The organism is Streptomyces sp. NPDC001700 (assembly GCF_053596435.1).
The window spans coordinates 340,014-355,440 of sequence record NZ_JBSFGE010000001.1; the positions used below are offsets into that span (position 1 = coordinate 340,014).

The following is a 15,427-nucleotide window of genomic DNA, read 5'->3' on the forward strand; positions in this document are numbered from 1 at the left end:
CGGCGAAATTGGCATTCCGTGCCTCGAAATCAGGCACGCGGTGCACAGCCGAGCACATGGGCCTTGACCAGTTCGCCGACCCGCGGATCCCGGCGCCGGAACGCGTCCACCACGGCCTCGTGCTCCTCCGCGTACGACTGCTGCACGGTGCCCAGCCAGCGGATCGACAGCGTCGTCCAGATCTCGATGCCCAGCGACTCCCAGGTGTGCAGCAGCACGCTGTTGCCCGACGCCCGCACCAGCTCCCGGTGGAAGGCCACGGTGTGCCGCACCTGCGCCTCGCCGTCGGCCCTGCGGTCCGCCTCGTACAGCGCCCGCACCTCGGGCTCCAGCGCCGAGGTGTCCTCGGCCAGCCGGTCCGCCGCCAGCTCGGCGGCGATCTGCTCCAGACCGGCCCGCACCGGATAGATCTCCTCCAGGTCGGCGGCGGTCAGATTCCGCACCCGGACGCCCTTGTTGGGCGCCGACTCGATCAGCCGCAGCGTCTCCAGCTCGCGCAGCGCCTCCCGTACGGGCGTCTGGCTGACCTCCAGCTCGGTGGCGATGCGCCGCTCCACGATCCGCTCGCCCGGCTTCCACCGCCCGCTGACGATGCCCTCCACGATGTGCTCGCGGATCTGCTCGCGCAGCGAGTGGATGACGGGCGGGATCATAACGAGCGCTCCTTCGGAACCAGCGGTGAACGGAAGTCATTATCCAGGTGGCACGCATACCAGGTGGCACGGAAGCCAGGTGTACGCAAAAGGGCCGCGCCCCGCACGGAAGCCCGTGCGGGGCGCGGCCGTATGCCGGAGTGACGATCAGAGACCCAGCTCGACCTCGAACTCGCCGGCCTCCAGGATCTCCTTGACCGCGGTCAGGTAGCGGGCCGCGTCGGCACCGTCCACCAGGCGGTGGTCGTAGGAGAGCGCCAGGTACGTCATGTCGCGCACCGCGATGGTCTCGCCCAGGTCCGGGTGGTTGATGACCACCGGACGCTTGACGGTCGCGCCGATGCCCAGGATGGCGACCTGGTTCGGGGGCACGATGACCGTGTCGAACAGCGCACCGCGCGAGCCGGTGTTGCTGATCGTGAAGGTGGCGCCGGACATGTCGTCCGGGCTGATCTTGCTGGAGCGGACCTTGCCCGCCAGCTCCGCCGTCTTCTTGGAGATGCCCGCGATGTTGAGGTCGCCGGCGCCCTTGATGACCGGGGTCATCAGGCCCTTCTCGGCGTCGACCGCGATGCCGATGTTCTCCACGTCGAAGTACGTGATCGTGTCGTCGTCGTTGATCCGGGCGTTGACGGCCGGGTGGGCCTTCAGCGCCTGGACGGCGGCCTTCACGAAGAACGGCATCGGCGAGAGCTTGACGCCCTCACGCTGCGCGAACGACTCCTTGGCCTGGTTGCGCAGCCGCATGACCTTGGTGATGTCCACCTCGACCACGCTGGTCAGCTGGGCCTGGCCGTGCAGGGCCTTCATCATGTTGTCGCCGATGACCTTGCGCATCCGCGGCATCTTGATGGTCTGGCCGCGCAGCGGGGAGACCTCCTGCTTGGCGGCCTTCGGCGCGGCGGCGGCCGGGGCCGGAGCCTGGGCCTGAGCCGCGGCCTTGGCGGCCTCGGCGGCGGCGATGACGTCCTGCTTGCGGATGCGGCCGCCGACGCCGGTGCCCTTGACGGTGCCCAGGTCCACGCCGTTCTCCGCGGCGAGCTTGCGCACCAGCGGGGTCACGTACGCGCCCTCGGCCTCGGGGGAGGCCGGAGCCGGGATGGACGGCGCCGGGGCCTGGGCGGCCGGGGCGGGCGCCGCCGGAGCCGGAGCGGGCGCCGGGGCCGGGGTGGGCTCCGGAGCGGGGGCGGGGGCCGGGGCCTCCTCCTTGACCGGCTCGGGAGCCGGGGCGGGGGCGGCCGGGGCCTCGGCGGGCGCGGCGGCCGGAGCGGCACCGGCGACGCCGATCACGGCGAGCTTGGCGCCGACCTCGGCGGTCTCGTCCTCGCCGACCAGGATCTCCAGCAGAGTGCCCGCGGCCGGGGCCGGGATCTCGGTGTCGACCTTGTCGGTGGAGACCTCCAGCAGCGGCTCGTCGGCCTCGACCGACTCGCCGACCTCCTTGAGCCAGCGGGTGACGGTGCCCTCGGTGACGCTCTCGCCGAGCGCCGGGAGGACCACGTCGGTGCCCTCGGCGCCACCGGCCGGGGCGGCCGCGGGGGCCGGGGCCTCGGCGGCGGGGGCCGGGGTGGGCTCGGGCTGAGCCGCCGGAGCGGGCTCGGCCGCGGGGGCGGGGGCCTCGGCCGGGGCGCCCTCGCCGTCGTCGATGACGGCCAGCTCGGCGCCGACCTCGACCGTCTCGTCCTCGGCCACCTTGATGGACGTCAGCACACCGGCGCTGGGCGCCGGGATCTCGGTGTCGACCTTGTCGGTCGAGACCTCGAGCAGCGGCTCGTCGGCCTCGACGCGCTCACCTTCGGCCTTGAGCCAGCGGGTGACGGTGCCCTCGGTCACGCTCTCGCCGAGCGCCGGCAGGGTTACGGATACCGCCATGGTGTTCGGTTGCTCCTTAACGATCTGTGCGGAATGGGTCGCGCGCTCGGACTGACTAGTCGTGGGAGTGCAGCGGCTTGCCGGCAAGTGCCAGGTGGGCCTCGCCGAGCGCCTCGTTCTGGGTGGGGTGGGCGTGGACGAGCTGCGCGACCTCGGCCGGCAGCGCCTCCCAGTTGTAGATCAGCTGAGCCTCGCCGACCTGCTCGCCCATACGGTCACCGACCATGTGGACGCCGACGACAGCACCGTCGCGGACCTGGACGAGCTTGATCTCGCCCGTGGTCTTCAGGATCTTGCTCTTGCCGTTGCCCGCGAGGTTGTACTTCAGGGCGACGACCTTGTCCGCACCGTACAGCTCCTTGGCCTTGGCCTCGGTGATGCCGACGGAGGCGACCTCGGGGTGGCAGTACGTCACCCGGGGCACGCCGTCGTAGTCGATCGGAACGGGGTTCTGGCCGGCCAGGCGCTCGGCCACCAGCATGCCCTCGGCGAAGCCGACGTGGGCGAGCTGAAGCGTGGGGACCAGGTCACCGACGGCGGAGATGGTCGGGACGTTGGTCTGCATGTACTCGTCGGCCAGGACGTAGCCGCGGTCCATGGCGACCCCGGCCTCCTCGTAGCCCAGGCCCTGCGAGACCGGGCCGCGGCCCACGGCCACGAGCAGCACCTCGGCCTCGAAGGTCTTGCCGTTCTCCAGCGAGACCTTGACGCCGTCGGCGGTGTGCTCGACGCCCGAGAAGCGGGAGCCCAGGGAGAAGTTGATGCCGCGCTTGCGGAAGGCGCGCTCCAGCAGCTTGGAGCTGCTCTCGTCCTCGACCGGGACGAGGTGGGGAAGCGCCTCGACGATGGTGACGTCGGCCCCGAAGGACTTCCACGCGGAGGCGAACTCGACGCCGATCACGCCGCCGCCCAGCACGATCGCGGACTTCGGAACGCGGTCCAGGACCAGGGCGTGGTCCGAGGAGATGACGCGCTCGCCGTCGATCTCCAGGCCCGGCAGGGACTTCGGCACCGAACCGGTGGCGAGCAGGATGTGGCGGCCGGTGTAGCGCTCGCCGTTCACATCGACGGAGGTCGGGGAGGACAGCCGGCCCTCGCCCGTCACATAGGTGACCTTGCGGGACGCGATCAGGCCCTGCAGGCCCTTGTACAGGCCTGTGACCACGCCGTCCTTGTACTTGTGCACACCTTCGATGTCGATGCCCTCGAAGGTGGTCTTCACGCCGAATTCCGAGCCCTCACGAGCCTGGTCGGCCAGCTCACCGGCGTGCAGCAGAGCCTTGGTGGGAATGCAGCCGCGGTGCAGACAGGTGCCGCCCAGCTTGTCCTTCTCGATCAGGGCGACGTCCAGGCCCAGCTGCGCCCCGCGCAGGGCAGCGGCGTAACCGCCGCTACCGCCTCCGAGGATCACTAGGTCGAAAACGGTGCTGGCGTCGTTCGCCACGTCACGTCCTCCATGCATGGGTGCGCCGGGCCGGCCGTAGGTAGCCGGGCGGCGTCGGTTGTTCGGCCGCTTCTTGCTCGCAGCCCTGGTGTGGGGGCCCTGTCCTGCCGGGACAACATCTTCGCACTTGTTGACGGGAGGCGGGACGCGGGGCCGCTGTGTTCGATATCTCCGGACCCCGGATCAGGGGTTACCGGGCAGTACCCGGTATGGAGGTCTGCCGCTCAGCCTAGATCCCCGTCGGCGGTGCGCTCCGCGAGCCGTACCAGGGTGCGGACCGCGGACCCGGTGCCGCCCTTGGGGGTGTAGCCGAACGGACCGGACTCGTTGAAGGCGGGACCCGCGATGTCCAGGTGACCCCAGGCGATCCCGTCCTCGATGAACTCCTTCAGGAAGATACCGGCCACCAGACCGCCACCCATGCGCTCGCCCATGTTCGCCAGGTCGGCGACCGGGGAGTCGATGCCCTTGCGGAGGTGGGCGGGCATCGGCATCGGCCAGGACGCCTCGCCCGCCTCGTCCGCGGTCTCGTGCAGCGCGGTGCGGAACGCCTCGTCGTTCGACATGATCCCGAACGTGCGGTTGCCCAGCGCCAGCATCATCGCACCGGTCAGCGTCGCCACGTCGACGATCGCGTCCGGCTTCTCCTCGCACGCGCGGGCGAGCGCGTCGGCGAGCACCAGGCGGCCCTCGGCGTCGGTGTTCAGCACCTCGACCGTCTTGCCGCTGTACATCGAGAGCACATCGCCGGGACGGGTCGCCGAACCCGACGGCATGTTCTCGGCCAGCGCCAGCCAGCCGGTGATGTTGACCCGCAGCCCCAGCTTGGCCGCCGCCACCACCGCGGCGAACACCGCGGCCGCGCCGCTCATGTCGCACTTCATGGTCTCGTTGTGACCGGCCGGCTTCAGCGAGATACCGCCCGAGTCGTACGTGATGCCCTTGCCGACCAGCGCGAGGGTCTTCTCCGCCTTGGGGTGGGTGTACGCGATCCGCACCAGCCTCGGCGGGGCGTCCGAGCCCTGGCCCACGCCCAGGATGCCGCCGTACCCGCCCTTGGCGAGGGCCTTCTCGTCCAGCACCTCGGTCTTCAGCCCGTGCTCCTTGCCCGCGGTCACGGCGGCCGCCGCGAACGAGGCCGGGTCGAGCAGGTTGGACGGGGTGTTGATCAGGTCGCGGGCGCGGTTGACCTCGGCGATCAGCGCCGTGGCCCGCTCGGCCGCCGCCTTGTACGCCTTGTCGCGCGGCTTGCCGCCGAGCAGGGTCACCTCGGCGAGCGGACCGTTGTTCTTCGCGTCCTTGTCGCCCTTGGCGGCCTTGCTGCTCTTGGCGCCGTTGCCGTTCGTCTTGTCGTACGCGTACGCGCCGAGCAGCGCGCCCTCGGCGACCGCGGCCGCGTCCGCCGCGTCCTCGACGGGCAGCGCGAACGCGCCCTTCTTCGACCCCGCCAGCGCGCGGGCGGCCGCGCCCGCCGCGCGGCGCAGCGCCTCGGCGGCGAAGCCGTCGCCCTTCGCCGGAGCCTCGCCCAGGCCGACCGCCAGCACGACCGGGGCCTTGAGCCCGGACGCGGCGGGCAGCTTGGTCACCTCACCCTCGGCGCCGGTCGCGCCGAGCGTCTCCAGAACGGTGGCGAGCTTCCCGCCGAACGCCTTGTCCACGGCCTCGGCGCCCGGGGCGACGACGGGGCCCTTGGCCCCCTTCGCCACGCCGACGACAACGGCATCCGCGCGCAGCGTCGCGGCGGAGGAGGTGCTGAGAGTCAGTGCAGTCACAGTGGTCGGGTCCCTCTTCCGGTAGTTCACCGGCCGACACCGGATGTGGTCAGCCTCGGGACAACCTTATTTCAGAGCGCCGTTCGCCTCCGGGGCGCCAAGGGCGTAGCCGTACGTCTCAGCCGAACGTCAGGACCAGCAGGGCCGCCGTGGCCGCCGTCTCGGCGAGGGCGCCGAAGACGTCGCCCGTCACGCCGTCGAAGCGGCGTACGCAGTGGCGGGAGAGCAGATCGGCGGCGCCGAGCCCGGCCAGGGCCGCCAGGGCGTGCATCGGCATCGCGTACACGCCGACGAGCGCGCCCGCCCCCGCGCACGCGACGACGGCCAGCGCGGCCGCGCTGGCCGCAGCCCGTGGCGGGACCACCCCGGCGACCGCCGCGCCCAGCCCCTCCGGCCGGGCCGCGGGCATCCCCTGGCGGGCGGCGAGGGTCAGGGCGCACCGGGCGACGAGCCCCGACGCGGCGGCGGCCACCGCGCCGCGCGTCCAGCTCTGCCCGTACAGCTCGGCCAGCGCCGCCACCTGTACGAGCAGCACGAACAGCAGGGTGATGACGCCGAACGGGCCGATGTCCGAGCGCTTCATGATCCGCAGTGCCTCGTCCGCGGGCTTGCCGCTGCCGAGGCCGTCCGCGGTGTCCGCGAGCCCGTCGAGGTGCAGCCCGCGGGTCAGTACGGCCGGTACGGCGGCGGTGGCGACGGCCGCGAGCAGCGGCCCGGCGCCGAGGAACAGCAGGACGCCGCCCAGCGCGGCCGCGCACAGCCCGACCGTCAGCCCGACCGGCAGGGCGCACAGCATGCCGACGCGCGCCGCCTCGCGATCCCAGCGCGCCACCCGTACGGGCAGCGCCGTGAGCGTGCCGAAGGCGAAGCGGAGGCCGTCGTCGAGGGAGGCGCGCGGGGGGTGCGCCGGACGCGGCGGTATTCCGGGATCCGGTTCCCCTGGTATTTCGGGGTCCGGATCCGGCTGGCGGTCGGGGGACTGCTCCGGCGTGGTGTCCATCGCGCCGCAGGGTATCGCGCGACCCTGACGGGCCATGGCCCATTGGTGGGAACGCAACATCGCCGAGCCCGGCAAGCTGCCGCTGCTCCTCGCGCTGGCCTCGTTCATCCTCTCGTTCGTGATCACGCGCACGATCACCCGGCTGATCAAGGCGGGCAAGGGCCCGTTCCGCAACGTCACCCCCGGCGGGGTGCATGTGCACCACGTGGTGCCCGGCGTGATCCTGACCGTCATCGGCGGCTTCGGCGCGGTCGCCAGCGCGCGGCACGGGGTGGGGGCGGCGGTCTCGGCGGTGCTCTTCGGGGTGGGCGCGGGGCTGGTGCTCGACGAGTTCGCGCTGATCCTCCACCTGCACGACGTCTACTGGTCCGAGCAGGGCAGACAGAGCGTCGAGGTCGTCGTGGTCACCGCGGCCCTGGTCGCGCTGGTGCTCAGCGGCTTCCTGCCGTTCGGGGTGAACGAGGTGTCGGACGCCGAGCGCGGCGACCGCGGGGCGGTGGTCGCGGAGGTCTCCGTCAACTTCGCCTTCGCGCTACTGGCCCTCGTCAAGGGCAAGTTGCGGATCGCGGTGATCGGGGTGCTGGTGCCGCTGGTGGCGATCGTCGGCGCCGTACGGCTGGCGCGCCCCGGATCGCCGTGGGCGCGCCGCGTCTACCGCCACCGGCCCCGGACCCGGGCGCGGGCCCGCCGCCGGGCCGCGCGCCACGACGCGCGCTGGGACGGGGTACGGCGGCGGCTCCAGGACTGGATCGGCGGCTTCTCCGAACCGTCCTGAGCGACCGTCAGTCCTTGTCGTCCTGTGCCCGCTCGGGCAGTTCCCCCGCGAGCGCCGCGGCCGCCTGGACCAGCGGCAGCGCCAGCAGCGCCCCCGCGCCCTCGCCCACGGTCACGCCGTGGTCGAGCAGCGGGTCGAGCGCGATCCGGTCGAGCGCCTTCTCCTGCGCCGGTTCGCCGCTGGCCTGCCCCGCCAGCCACCAGTCCGGCGCGCGGAACGCCACCCGCTGGGCGACCAGCGCGCAGGCCGCCGAGACGACGCCGTCGAGGATCACGGGGGTGCGGCGCACCGCGCTCTGGAGCAGAAAGCCGGTGATCGCGGTGAGGTCCGCGCCGCCGACCGTGGCCAGCAGCTGGAGCTGGTCGCCGAGGACCGGACGGGCCCGGCGCAGCCCGTCCCGGATCGCCGCGCACTTGCGCATCCAGGCCAGATCGTCGATCCCGGCCCCGCCGCGCCCGGTCACCACGGACGCGTCCGTGCCGCACAGCGCGGCGGTCAGGGTGGCCGCGGCGGTGGTGCCGCCGACGCTGAGGTCGCCGAGCACGATGAGGTCCGTACCCGCGTCGGCTTCCTCGTCGGCGATGGCCATGCCGGTACGGAACGCCTGCTCGGCCTCCTCGGCGGTCAGCGCGTCCTCGATGTCGAGCCGCCCCGAACCCCGGCGCACCCGGTGCCGGGTGACCTCGGCGGGCAGCTCGGCCGGGTCGCAGTCCAGCGCCATGTCGACGACGCGGACGGGCACCCCGAAGCGGCGGGCGAGCACGGCGACGCTGCTCTCGCCGTCGATCACGGCGCGGACGAGGGCGTGGGCGCTGCCTGCCGGGCGGGCGGAGACGCCGAGTTCGGCGATGCCGTGGTCGCCCGCGAACAGCACCACGCGGGGGCGTTCGATGGGCTTGACCGGCACCTGCTGCTGGGCGGCGGCCAGCCACTCGCCCAGCTCGTCCAGCCGCCCGAGTGCGCCGGGCGGCGGCGCCAGCCGCTCCCGCCGCTCCTCGGCGTCACGTCGGATGCCCCCGTCGGGGCGCTCGATCAGGTCGACGAAGTCATCGAGATTCAGGCCGCTGCTCACGCCGTGAACCCTACCGGCCACCCGATGTTGAAACCCCGGCCCCCGGGAATCCCCCCCGGCCGGGGGCCTCTTCACCCACCCCGCCCCTCCCCGAAACCGGAGGACACCCCCGGCCCCCGGCAGCTCCGCTGCACCCGGGTTTCGTTGCCGGGTGCGGCCCGGTGGCCCGGTTGTGCCCACCCGTTCCGCCCCGGCGGAACGATTGCCCACAACCAGCGGCACATGCGGCGCCTCACCTTCAGCCCCGCCGGGCTACCGCCCAGCCCCGCCGGGCGTGCCCCCAGCCCCTCCGGCGATTGAGGAGCGGGGGCCGGGGCGGAGCCCCGGTTCGGGAAGGGGCGGGGTGGGGAAGGCTCCCGGCGCTCAGCTGCGCAACGGCAGAGGCTGGCCAGCTACTACCAGGAGTACCTGCTCGCACTCGGCCGCCAGCGCCGCGTTCAGCCGACCCAGCTCGTCCCGGAAGCGGCGCCCCGCAGCCGTCGCGGGGACGACCCCGGCGCCGACCTCGTTGCTTACCGCCACCACCGTCCGCTCCGTCGCCCGCACCGCCGCGACGAGCGCGGCGACCCGCTCGTGCAGGGCGCGTTCACCGCCGTGGGTCCATTTCTCGTCGTCCCAGGCGCCGACCGAGTCCATCGCGTCGGTGAGCCACAGCGACAGACAGTCGATCAGCAGCGGGGCGCCGTCCCGCGCCAGCAGCGGCACCAGGTCGCAGGTCTCGGCCGTACGCCACGAACCGGGCCGCCGGTCGCGGTGGGCGGCGATGCGGGCGGCCCACTCCCCGTCGCCGTCCCGGGTGCCGCCGGTCGCCACGTACAGCACGTCGGGGAAGGCGGCCAGCCGCCGTTCCGCTTCGAGCGACTTGCCGGACCGCGCCCCGCCCAGCACCAGGGTGCGCCGGGGCAGGTCCGGCACCTCGTGGTACTCGCCGACGAACAGCGTCTTCCCGTCCGGTACGGCCCGCGCGCCCGCCGTCGCGAGACGGCGGTGCATCTCGGCGCCGGGCGGCACGGTGTGGTCGAGGTGGACGGCCACCACATCGGTGGTGGCGCCCACGCCGCCGGACGACCGGAGCCGGGCCAGCGCGTCCGGGCGGCCGAGGACGTCGAGCACGACCATGTCGTACGGCTCGGGAACGGGACCGGACAGCCCGGACGGGGCGCCGCCCGGCGGCAGGTACAGCAGGCGGCTGCCGTCGGGGCCGGTCACCTCGTACCCCGTACCGGGCGAGTCCAGCGCCACCGCCCGCACCCGGTGCCCGCTGATCAGGGACAGCTCGCGCCCGTCCGGCACCCGCCCCGGCGCCGGGAGCCCGGCCGGGAACTCGACGGCCGGGCCCGCGTGGGGATGGGAGAGGAGCACCTGCCGCACCCCGACCAGCGAGTATCCGGCCCGCGCCGCCGCGAAGGCGGCGCCCGGGGTGAGGTCGAGGAGCAGCGCGCCGTCGATCAGGAGTGCCGTCGCCGCCCGTGCCTCGTCGCCGACGGCGGTCGCGCAGGCCGCGCAGGGACATCCGTGGCGCGGCAGTCCATCGGGGGCCCCGGTGCCCAGAAGAGTGAGTTCCACGCCACGATCGTCTCGCGTCCCCGCGGGGCGGGCGCGCCGGGTCACCCTCCACGGCGGCGTACCCATCGGTTCGGAGCCGTACGGAGTGATCAGTCGCCTAGGCTGCGGGCAGATATCACGTGTCGACCGGTGGGATCGAGGAGGCGGACATGGCCTGGACGTGGCGGTTCGAGAAGTCCGACGGGACGGAGACGGCACCCGCGGTGCAGCCCGAGGAGTTCCCGACCCAGGGGGACGCGGAGTCATGGATCGGTGAGGAGTGGAAGGCGCTGCTGGAGGGCGGCGCGGAACAGGTCACGCTCTTCGAGGACGGGTCGAAGATCTACGGCCCGATGAGCCTGAACGCGGAATAGCCGAGCAGCAGGGGGGCGGGGCGCCGCCCCCCTCAGCCGCGTACGCCGCTTCAGCCGCGTACGCCGCACATCAGCCGCGTACGCCGCACAGATGCAGCAGCGCCGCCACCGCGCGGTACGGGTCGGTGCGCCCCGCCCGCTCCTCGGCGGCCAGCAGGCGGTCCCACTCGGGGGACGGCGGGGGCTCGGCGGTGTCGGGGGCCCGGTCGGTGAAGACCCGCACCCCGTACCAGGCGTGCAGCGGAGCCCCGATCGCGGTGAGCGTCGTGGTCAGCTCCTCGCGCCGGTCGGCGCGGACCTGGAGCCCGAGGCGGTTCGTATACACCGGGGAGTCGAACGAGCCGAGCGCGGTGTCCCAGTCACCGGCCAGCCCCGGCCGCATCGCGAGCGCGTCGGCGTTGCGCACCAGGAGCGAGAGCAGTCCGCCGGGGGCCAGCACCCGGGCAAGACCGGCGAGCAGCGGGTCCGGCTCGGCCGTGTACATCAGCACCCCGTGGCAGAGCACCACGTCGAAGGCGCCGGGCAGGAACGTCGCGCCGGTCTCCCGGCCGTCGCCTTGCAGCAGCCTCACCCGCTGCCGGATGCCCTCGGGCTCGTCGGCCAGCGCGGTACGGGCCGCCTCCAGCATCGCCGGATCGGATTCGACGCCGGTCACCTGGTGACCGGCACGGGCTAATCGCAGCGCCTGGGTGCCCTGGCCGAGGCCGACGTCGAGCACCCTGAGCCGCTGGTCGAAACGGAACCGCGAGGTGATCTGCTCATCGAGCTGATGGGCGACCAGGGCCTGGCGGACCGTGTTCCGTAAGCTTCCGAGGCCGCCGAGCCAGCCGGCCGCCCCACCGGCGAAGCCGGAGGTCCCGCTCAGGGCCGCTCTCCGCGCTTGACCTGCGGCTTGGGCAGACGCAGCCGGCGCATCTGGAGGGTGCGCATGAGGGCGTACGCGATCACGCCCCGCAGGTTCTCGTCCGGGAACTTCTGCCGCAGCTGCCGCTTGAGCTGGAAGGCGAGGACGAACGAGTTCAGGACGATCAGCACGATGACGACCATCCAGAGCAGCAGCACATAGCTCTGCATGGCCCCGGCCTGGATCATGCTGAGCACCATGATCAGCACGGCGAGCGGCAGGAAGAACTCGGCGATGACGAACCGCGAGTCCACGTAGTCACGGGCGAAGCGGCGCACCGGACCCTTGTCGCGGGCGGGCAGATAGCGCTCGTCGCCACCGGCCAGTGCCTCGCGCTGGCGCGTCAGATCGGCGCGGCGGGCCTCCTTCTGCCGCTTGGCGGCGTCCTTGCGGGTCGTCGGCGTATTCGCCAGGCTGCGGCGCTGCGACTGGGCCACACTCCGCTTGGGAGTGGGGCGGCCCTTGGGCGCCTGAGGGTCACGGGTCTGCTGCGGCTGGTCCGCGGTCACCTTGGCGGTGGCGGCCTGCTCATCCTTGGAACGGCTTCGGAACACAAAGCCCAAGGGTACGGGTTCGCGAGTGTGGGCCCCAGTGTCAGGGGGAAAGATCCGGCAACCGCTTTCCCGCCGCGCACGCGGCAGAAACGGGCAAAGCGGACAGAGTGGGCGGGGTGGGCGGGGTGGTCGGGGTGGTCGCGCTCCTCCCTGCGCCGGAGGCGCCCGGACCGCGATCGTCCTGCAGGAGGAGCGCGGGACGGGCGGAACAGTGCGGTAATGGAAGCAGGGCCCGTAGGCTGGGTCTGTTGGGTGTGCTGGTTCCACAAGTCCGTCAGAAGGGGGCGCGCGAGGCCCATGAGCGGTGTCATGAAGCGTATGGGGATGATCTTCCGCGCGAAGGCCAACAAGGCCCTGGACCGGGCCGAGGACCCGCGCGAGACCCTTGACTACTCGTACCAGAAGCAGCTGGAGCTGCTGCAGAAGGTCCGGCGCGGGGTGGCCGACGTGGCCACCTCCCGTAAGCGTCTGGAGCTGCAGCTGAACCAGTTGCAGGGCCAGTCCGCCAAGCTGGAGGACCAGGGCCGCAAGGCGCTCGCGCTCGGCCGGGAGGACCTGGCGCGCGAGGCGCTGTCCCGCCGTGCCGCGCTGCAGCAGCAGGTCACCGACCTGGAGGCGCAGCACCAGACGCTGCAGGGCGAGGAGGAGAAGCTCACCCTGGCCTCGCAGCGGCTGCAGGCCAAGGTCGACGCGTTCCGCACCCGCAAGGAGACCATCAAGGCCACCTACACCGCCGCCCAGGCGCAGACCCGGATCGGCGAGGCGTTCTCCGGCATCTCCGAGGAGATGGGCGACGTCGGCATGGCGATCCAGCGCGCCGAGGACAAGACCGCGCAGATGCAGGCCCGCGCGGGCGCGATCGACGAGCTGCTGGCCTCCGGCGCGCTCGACGACCAGTCCGGGATGGCCAAGGACGACATCGCGGCCGAGCTGGACCGGATCTCCGGCGGCACGGACGTCGAGCTGGAGCTGCAGCGTATGAAGGCCGAGCTGGCCGGTGGCAGCAGCTCGCAGCAGGCGATCGAGGGCGGCCAGCAGGACCAGTCGCAGCAGTCGCAGCAGTCGCCGAATCAGCATAAGTTCGACAAGCAGTAGCCGCCCCCGCCCGGGCGTGGTCTTCTCCGGCGTCCCAAGGAGGTCGTCATGATCGTACGGATCATGGGGGAGGGGCAGATGCGGGTGGACGACAGCCATCTGCCCGGACTCAACAAGCTGGACGACGATCTGCTCGCCGAAATCGAGAGCGGCGACCACGACGGCTTCCGGCGCACCTTCGGCGCGCTCCTCGACGCGGTGCGCTCGGCAGGCGAGCCGCTGCCCGCCGACGCGCTGGAACCGTCCGATCTGATCCTGCCCGCCCCCGAGGCGACGCTTGAGGACGTCAAGGCGATGCTCAAGGACGACGGCCTCATCCCGGGCTGACACCGTGCCCGCAGACCGAGCGTCCTCGCAGGCGACATACCAGGCCACAGACCGGGTCCCGGCGGATCGCGCCGATGCCGTACGGGAGACGCGTCGCCGTGGCGGCGGGGCGCGGCGTTTACCGTTGGATCCCGTGACTCCCCTCGCCGTCGGGCCCGGCCTGGCCCGTCCGCACCGCTGGCTGGCCGCCCATCCACGCGCCCTGGACACCCTCGTGGCCGCGGGCTGCCTCGCCCTGATCCTCATCGGCGCGGTGTCCAACCCGCATCTGCGCGACCACCAGCACGTCGGTGCCTTCTTCGGGCTGCTGGCCACCCTCACCTCCGCCTCGCTCGTCCTGCGCCGTGAGCTGCCGCGCGCGGTGCTGGCGTTCACCTGCGCGATCAGCGTCATCGAGATCGTCACCAACGACGACGGGCCGCCGCGCACCTCGATCGTCTTCGGGGTCGTGGTCGCGCTCTACACGGTCGCCGCGCGCACCGACCGGCCCACCACCTGGCGGATCGGCGCCGTCACGGCCGTGGTGCTCACCGGCACCGGCATGCTCTTCGGGCTGACCCCCTGGTACGCGCAGGAGAACTGGGGCATCTTCGCCTGGACCGGGCTCGCCGCCGCCGTGGGCGACGCCGTCCGCAGCCGCCGCGCCTTCATCGCCGCGATCGAGGAGCGGGCCGAGCGCGCCGAGCGCACCCGCGAGGAGGAGGCCCGGCGCCGGGTCGCCGAGGAGCGGCTGCGGATCGCGCGCGAGCTGCACGACGTCGTCGCGCACCACATCGCGCTGGTCAACGTCCAGGCCGGGGTCGCCTCGCACGTCATGGACAACCGCCCGGACCAGGCCAAGGAGGCGCTCGCCCACGTACGGCAGGCCAGCCGCTCGGCGCTGGACGAGCTGCGCGCCACCGTCGGCCTGCTCCGGCAGTACGGCGACCCCGCGGCGCCCACCGAGCCCGCGCCGGGCCTCGGCGTCCTCGACCAGCTGGTGGACGGCTTCGTACGGGCCGGGATGCGGGTCGAGGTCAAGGAGCATCCGCAGGACGGCCTCGGGGCGCTCGCCGGTTCGGTGGACCTCACCGCGTACCGGGTGGTCCAGGAGGCGCTGACCAATGTGCACAAGCACGCCGGGCCCGATGTCAGGGCCGAGGTCCGCATCGTCCGCACGGACGGCGCGCTGGAGATCACCGTACGGGACGACGGCGTCGGCAATCCGTCCGGCGACGACGGGGGCGGCCACGGGCTGCTGGGGATGCGCGAGCGGGTCGCCGCGCTGCGCGGCACCTGCGAGGCGGGGACCCGCCCCGAGGGCGGCTTCGAGGTGCGGGCGACACTTCCTCTGCAGACCCGCAGGGGAGGGGATTCATGACGATCAAGGTGCTGCTCGCCGATGACCAGACGCTGCTGCGCAGCGCGTTCCGGGTGCTGGTGGACTCGGAGCCCGATATGGAGGTGGTCGGTGAGGCATCGGACGGCGCGGAGGCGGTCGACATCGTGCGCGCCAAGGGCGCCGACGTGGTGCTGATGGACATCCGCATGCCCGGAACGGACGGGCTCGCCGCCACCCGCATGATCAGTGAGGACCCGCGCCTCGCGGACGTCCGGGTGGTCATGCTGACCACCTTCGAGGTCGACGAGTACGTGGTGGACTCGCTGCGGGCCGGGGCGAGCGGCTTCCTCGGCAAGGGGGCGGAACCCGGCGAGCTGCTGGCCGCCATCCGCATCGCGGCGGCGGGCGAGGCGCTGCTCTCCCCGGTCGCCACCAAGGGCCTGATCGCCCGCTTCCTGGCCCAGGGCGCCCCGGTCTCCGGCGACAGCCCGTACGAGGCCTCCCGGCTGGACGCCCTCACGGGCCGGGAGCGCGAGGTCCTGGTCCAGGTCGCGGGCGGCCACTCCAACGACGAGATCGCCACCCGCCTGGAGGTCAGCCCGCTGACCGTGAAGACGCACGTCAACCGGGCGATGGCGAAGCTGGGCGCGCGGGACCGGGCCCAGCTGGTGGTCATCGCGTACGAGACGGGCCTGGTCCGCCCCGGCGCGTAGCCACCG

Annotated in this window: 15 protein-coding genes; 6 read left to right on the plus strand and 9 right to left on the minus strand. The window is 73.0% G+C overall.

The window, feature by feature from the left end:
* Nucleotides 1–29: 29 nt before the first annotated feature.
* The 5 genes from ACWC5C_RS01550 to ACWC5C_RS01570 form a co-directional block, all read right to left on the minus strand.
* Nucleotides 30–653, minus strand: coding sequence for a GntR family transcriptional regulator (locus ACWC5C_RS01550; protein ID WP_385438214.1), 624 nt, complete (start codon nt 651–653; stop codon nt 30–32).
* Between the two features lie 147 nt (nt 654–800).
* Nucleotides 801–2,525: a 2-oxoglutarate dehydrogenase, E2 component, dihydrolipoamide succinyltransferase gene (gene sucB, locus ACWC5C_RS01555; RefSeq protein ID WP_450872656.1), complete on the minus strand. Its 1,725-nt coding sequence runs from the start codon at nt 2,523–2,525 to the stop codon at nt 801–803.
* Nucleotides 2,526–2,580: 55 nt separating this feature from the next.
* A complete protein-coding gene (gene lpdA, locus ACWC5C_RS01560) occupies nt 2,581–3,969 on the minus strand; it encodes a dihydrolipoyl dehydrogenase (RefSeq protein WP_385447959.1) in 1,389 nt (462 codons plus the stop codon).
* Between the two features lie 224 nt (nt 3,970–4,193).
* Complete coding sequence (locus ACWC5C_RS01565; RefSeq protein WP_450872658.1) at nt 4,194–5,741, minus strand: leucyl aminopeptidase; 1,548 nt, start codon at nt 5,739–5,741, stop codon at nt 4,194–4,196.
* 118 nt (nt 5,742–5,859) lie between these two features.
* Entirely contained in the window at nt 5,860–6,741 is an 882-nt protein-coding gene (locus tag ACWC5C_RS01570; RefSeq protein ID WP_450872660.1) for an adenosylcobinamide-GDP ribazoletransferase, read from the minus strand.
* Between the two features lie 34 nt (nt 6,742–6,775).
* Here ACWC5C_RS01570 and ACWC5C_RS01575 point away from each other — a divergent pair, with 34 nt between their 5' ends.
* The gene (locus tag ACWC5C_RS01575; RefSeq protein ID WP_450872662.1) at nt 6,776–7,516 is read left to right on the plus strand and encodes a hypothetical protein; all 741 of its coding nucleotides are present in this window, start codon (nt 6,776–6,778) and stop codon (nt 7,514–7,516) included.
* A 7-nt stretch (nt 7,517–7,523) separates the two neighbouring features.
* Here the strand turns inward: ACWC5C_RS01575 and cobT are convergent, their stop codons facing one another.
* Nucleotides 7,524–8,576 carry a nicotinate-nucleotide--dimethylbenzimidazole phosphoribosyltransferase gene (cobT, locus tag ACWC5C_RS01580; protein WP_450873229.1) on the minus strand — a complete coding sequence of 351 codons (1,053 nt, stop codon included), beginning with the start codon at nt 8,574–8,576 and terminating at the stop codon, nt 7,524–7,526.
* Nucleotides 8,577–8,951: 375 nt separating this feature from the next.
* The gene (locus tag ACWC5C_RS01585) at nt 8,952–10,154 is read right to left on the minus strand and encodes a bifunctional adenosylcobinamide kinase/adenosylcobinamide-phosphate guanylyltransferase (protein WP_450872664.1); all 1,203 of its coding nucleotides are present in this window, start codon (nt 10,152–10,154) and stop codon (nt 8,952–8,954) included.
* 149 nt (nt 10,155–10,303) lie between these two features.
* Here ACWC5C_RS01585 and ACWC5C_RS01590 point away from each other — a divergent pair, with 149 nt between their 5' ends.
* On the plus strand, nt 10,304–10,507 hold the full coding sequence (locus tag ACWC5C_RS01590; RefSeq protein WP_385447968.1) for a hypothetical protein: 204 nt from the start codon (nt 10,304–10,306) through the stop codon (nt 10,505–10,507).
* A 70-nt stretch (nt 10,508–10,577) separates the two neighbouring features.
* Here the strand turns inward: ACWC5C_RS01590 and ACWC5C_RS01595 are convergent, their stop codons facing one another.
* A complete protein-coding gene (locus tag ACWC5C_RS01595) occupies nt 10,578–11,288 on the minus strand; it encodes a class I SAM-dependent methyltransferase (RefSeq protein WP_450873231.1) in 711 nt (236 codons plus the stop codon).
* Between the two features lie 80 nt (nt 11,289–11,368).
* The gene (locus ACWC5C_RS01600) at nt 11,369–11,965 is read right to left on the minus strand and encodes a DUF3043 domain-containing protein (protein WP_385447971.1); all 597 of its coding nucleotides are present in this window, start codon (nt 11,963–11,965) and stop codon (nt 11,369–11,371) included.
* A 309-nt stretch (nt 11,966–12,274) separates the two neighbouring features.
* Here ACWC5C_RS01600 and ACWC5C_RS01605 point away from each other — a divergent pair, with 309 nt between their 5' ends.
* The 4 genes from ACWC5C_RS01605 to ACWC5C_RS01620 all read left to right on the plus strand — a co-directional run bounded on the left by ACWC5C_RS01605 (nt 12,275) and on the right by ACWC5C_RS01620 (nt 15,421).
* Nucleotides 12,275–13,060 carry a PspA/IM30 family protein gene (locus tag ACWC5C_RS01605; protein ID WP_450872667.1) on the plus strand — a complete coding sequence of 262 codons (786 nt, stop codon included), beginning with the start codon at nt 12,275–12,277 and terminating at the stop codon, nt 13,058–13,060.
* Between the two features lie 48 nt (nt 13,061–13,108).
* Nucleotides 13,109–13,387 (plus strand): PspA-associated protein PspAA, encoded by a 279-nt coding sequence (gene pspAA / locus ACWC5C_RS01610; RefSeq protein WP_385447976.1) that lies wholly within the window; start codon nt 13,109–13,111, stop codon nt 13,385–13,387.
* A 124-nt stretch (nt 13,388–13,511) separates the two neighbouring features.
* On the plus strand, nt 13,512–14,747 hold the full coding sequence (locus tag ACWC5C_RS01615; protein WP_450872669.1) for a sensor histidine kinase: 1,236 nt from the start codon (nt 13,512–13,514) through the stop codon (nt 14,745–14,747).
* Nucleotides 14,744–15,421: a response regulator transcription factor gene (locus ACWC5C_RS01620; protein WP_450872671.1), complete on the plus strand. Its 678-nt coding sequence runs from the start codon at nt 14,744–14,746 to the stop codon at nt 15,419–15,421. The genes ACWC5C_RS01615 and ACWC5C_RS01620 overlap by 4 nt, the downstream gene beginning before the upstream one ends.
* The last annotated feature ends 6 nt before the right edge of the window (nt 15,422–15,427 follow it).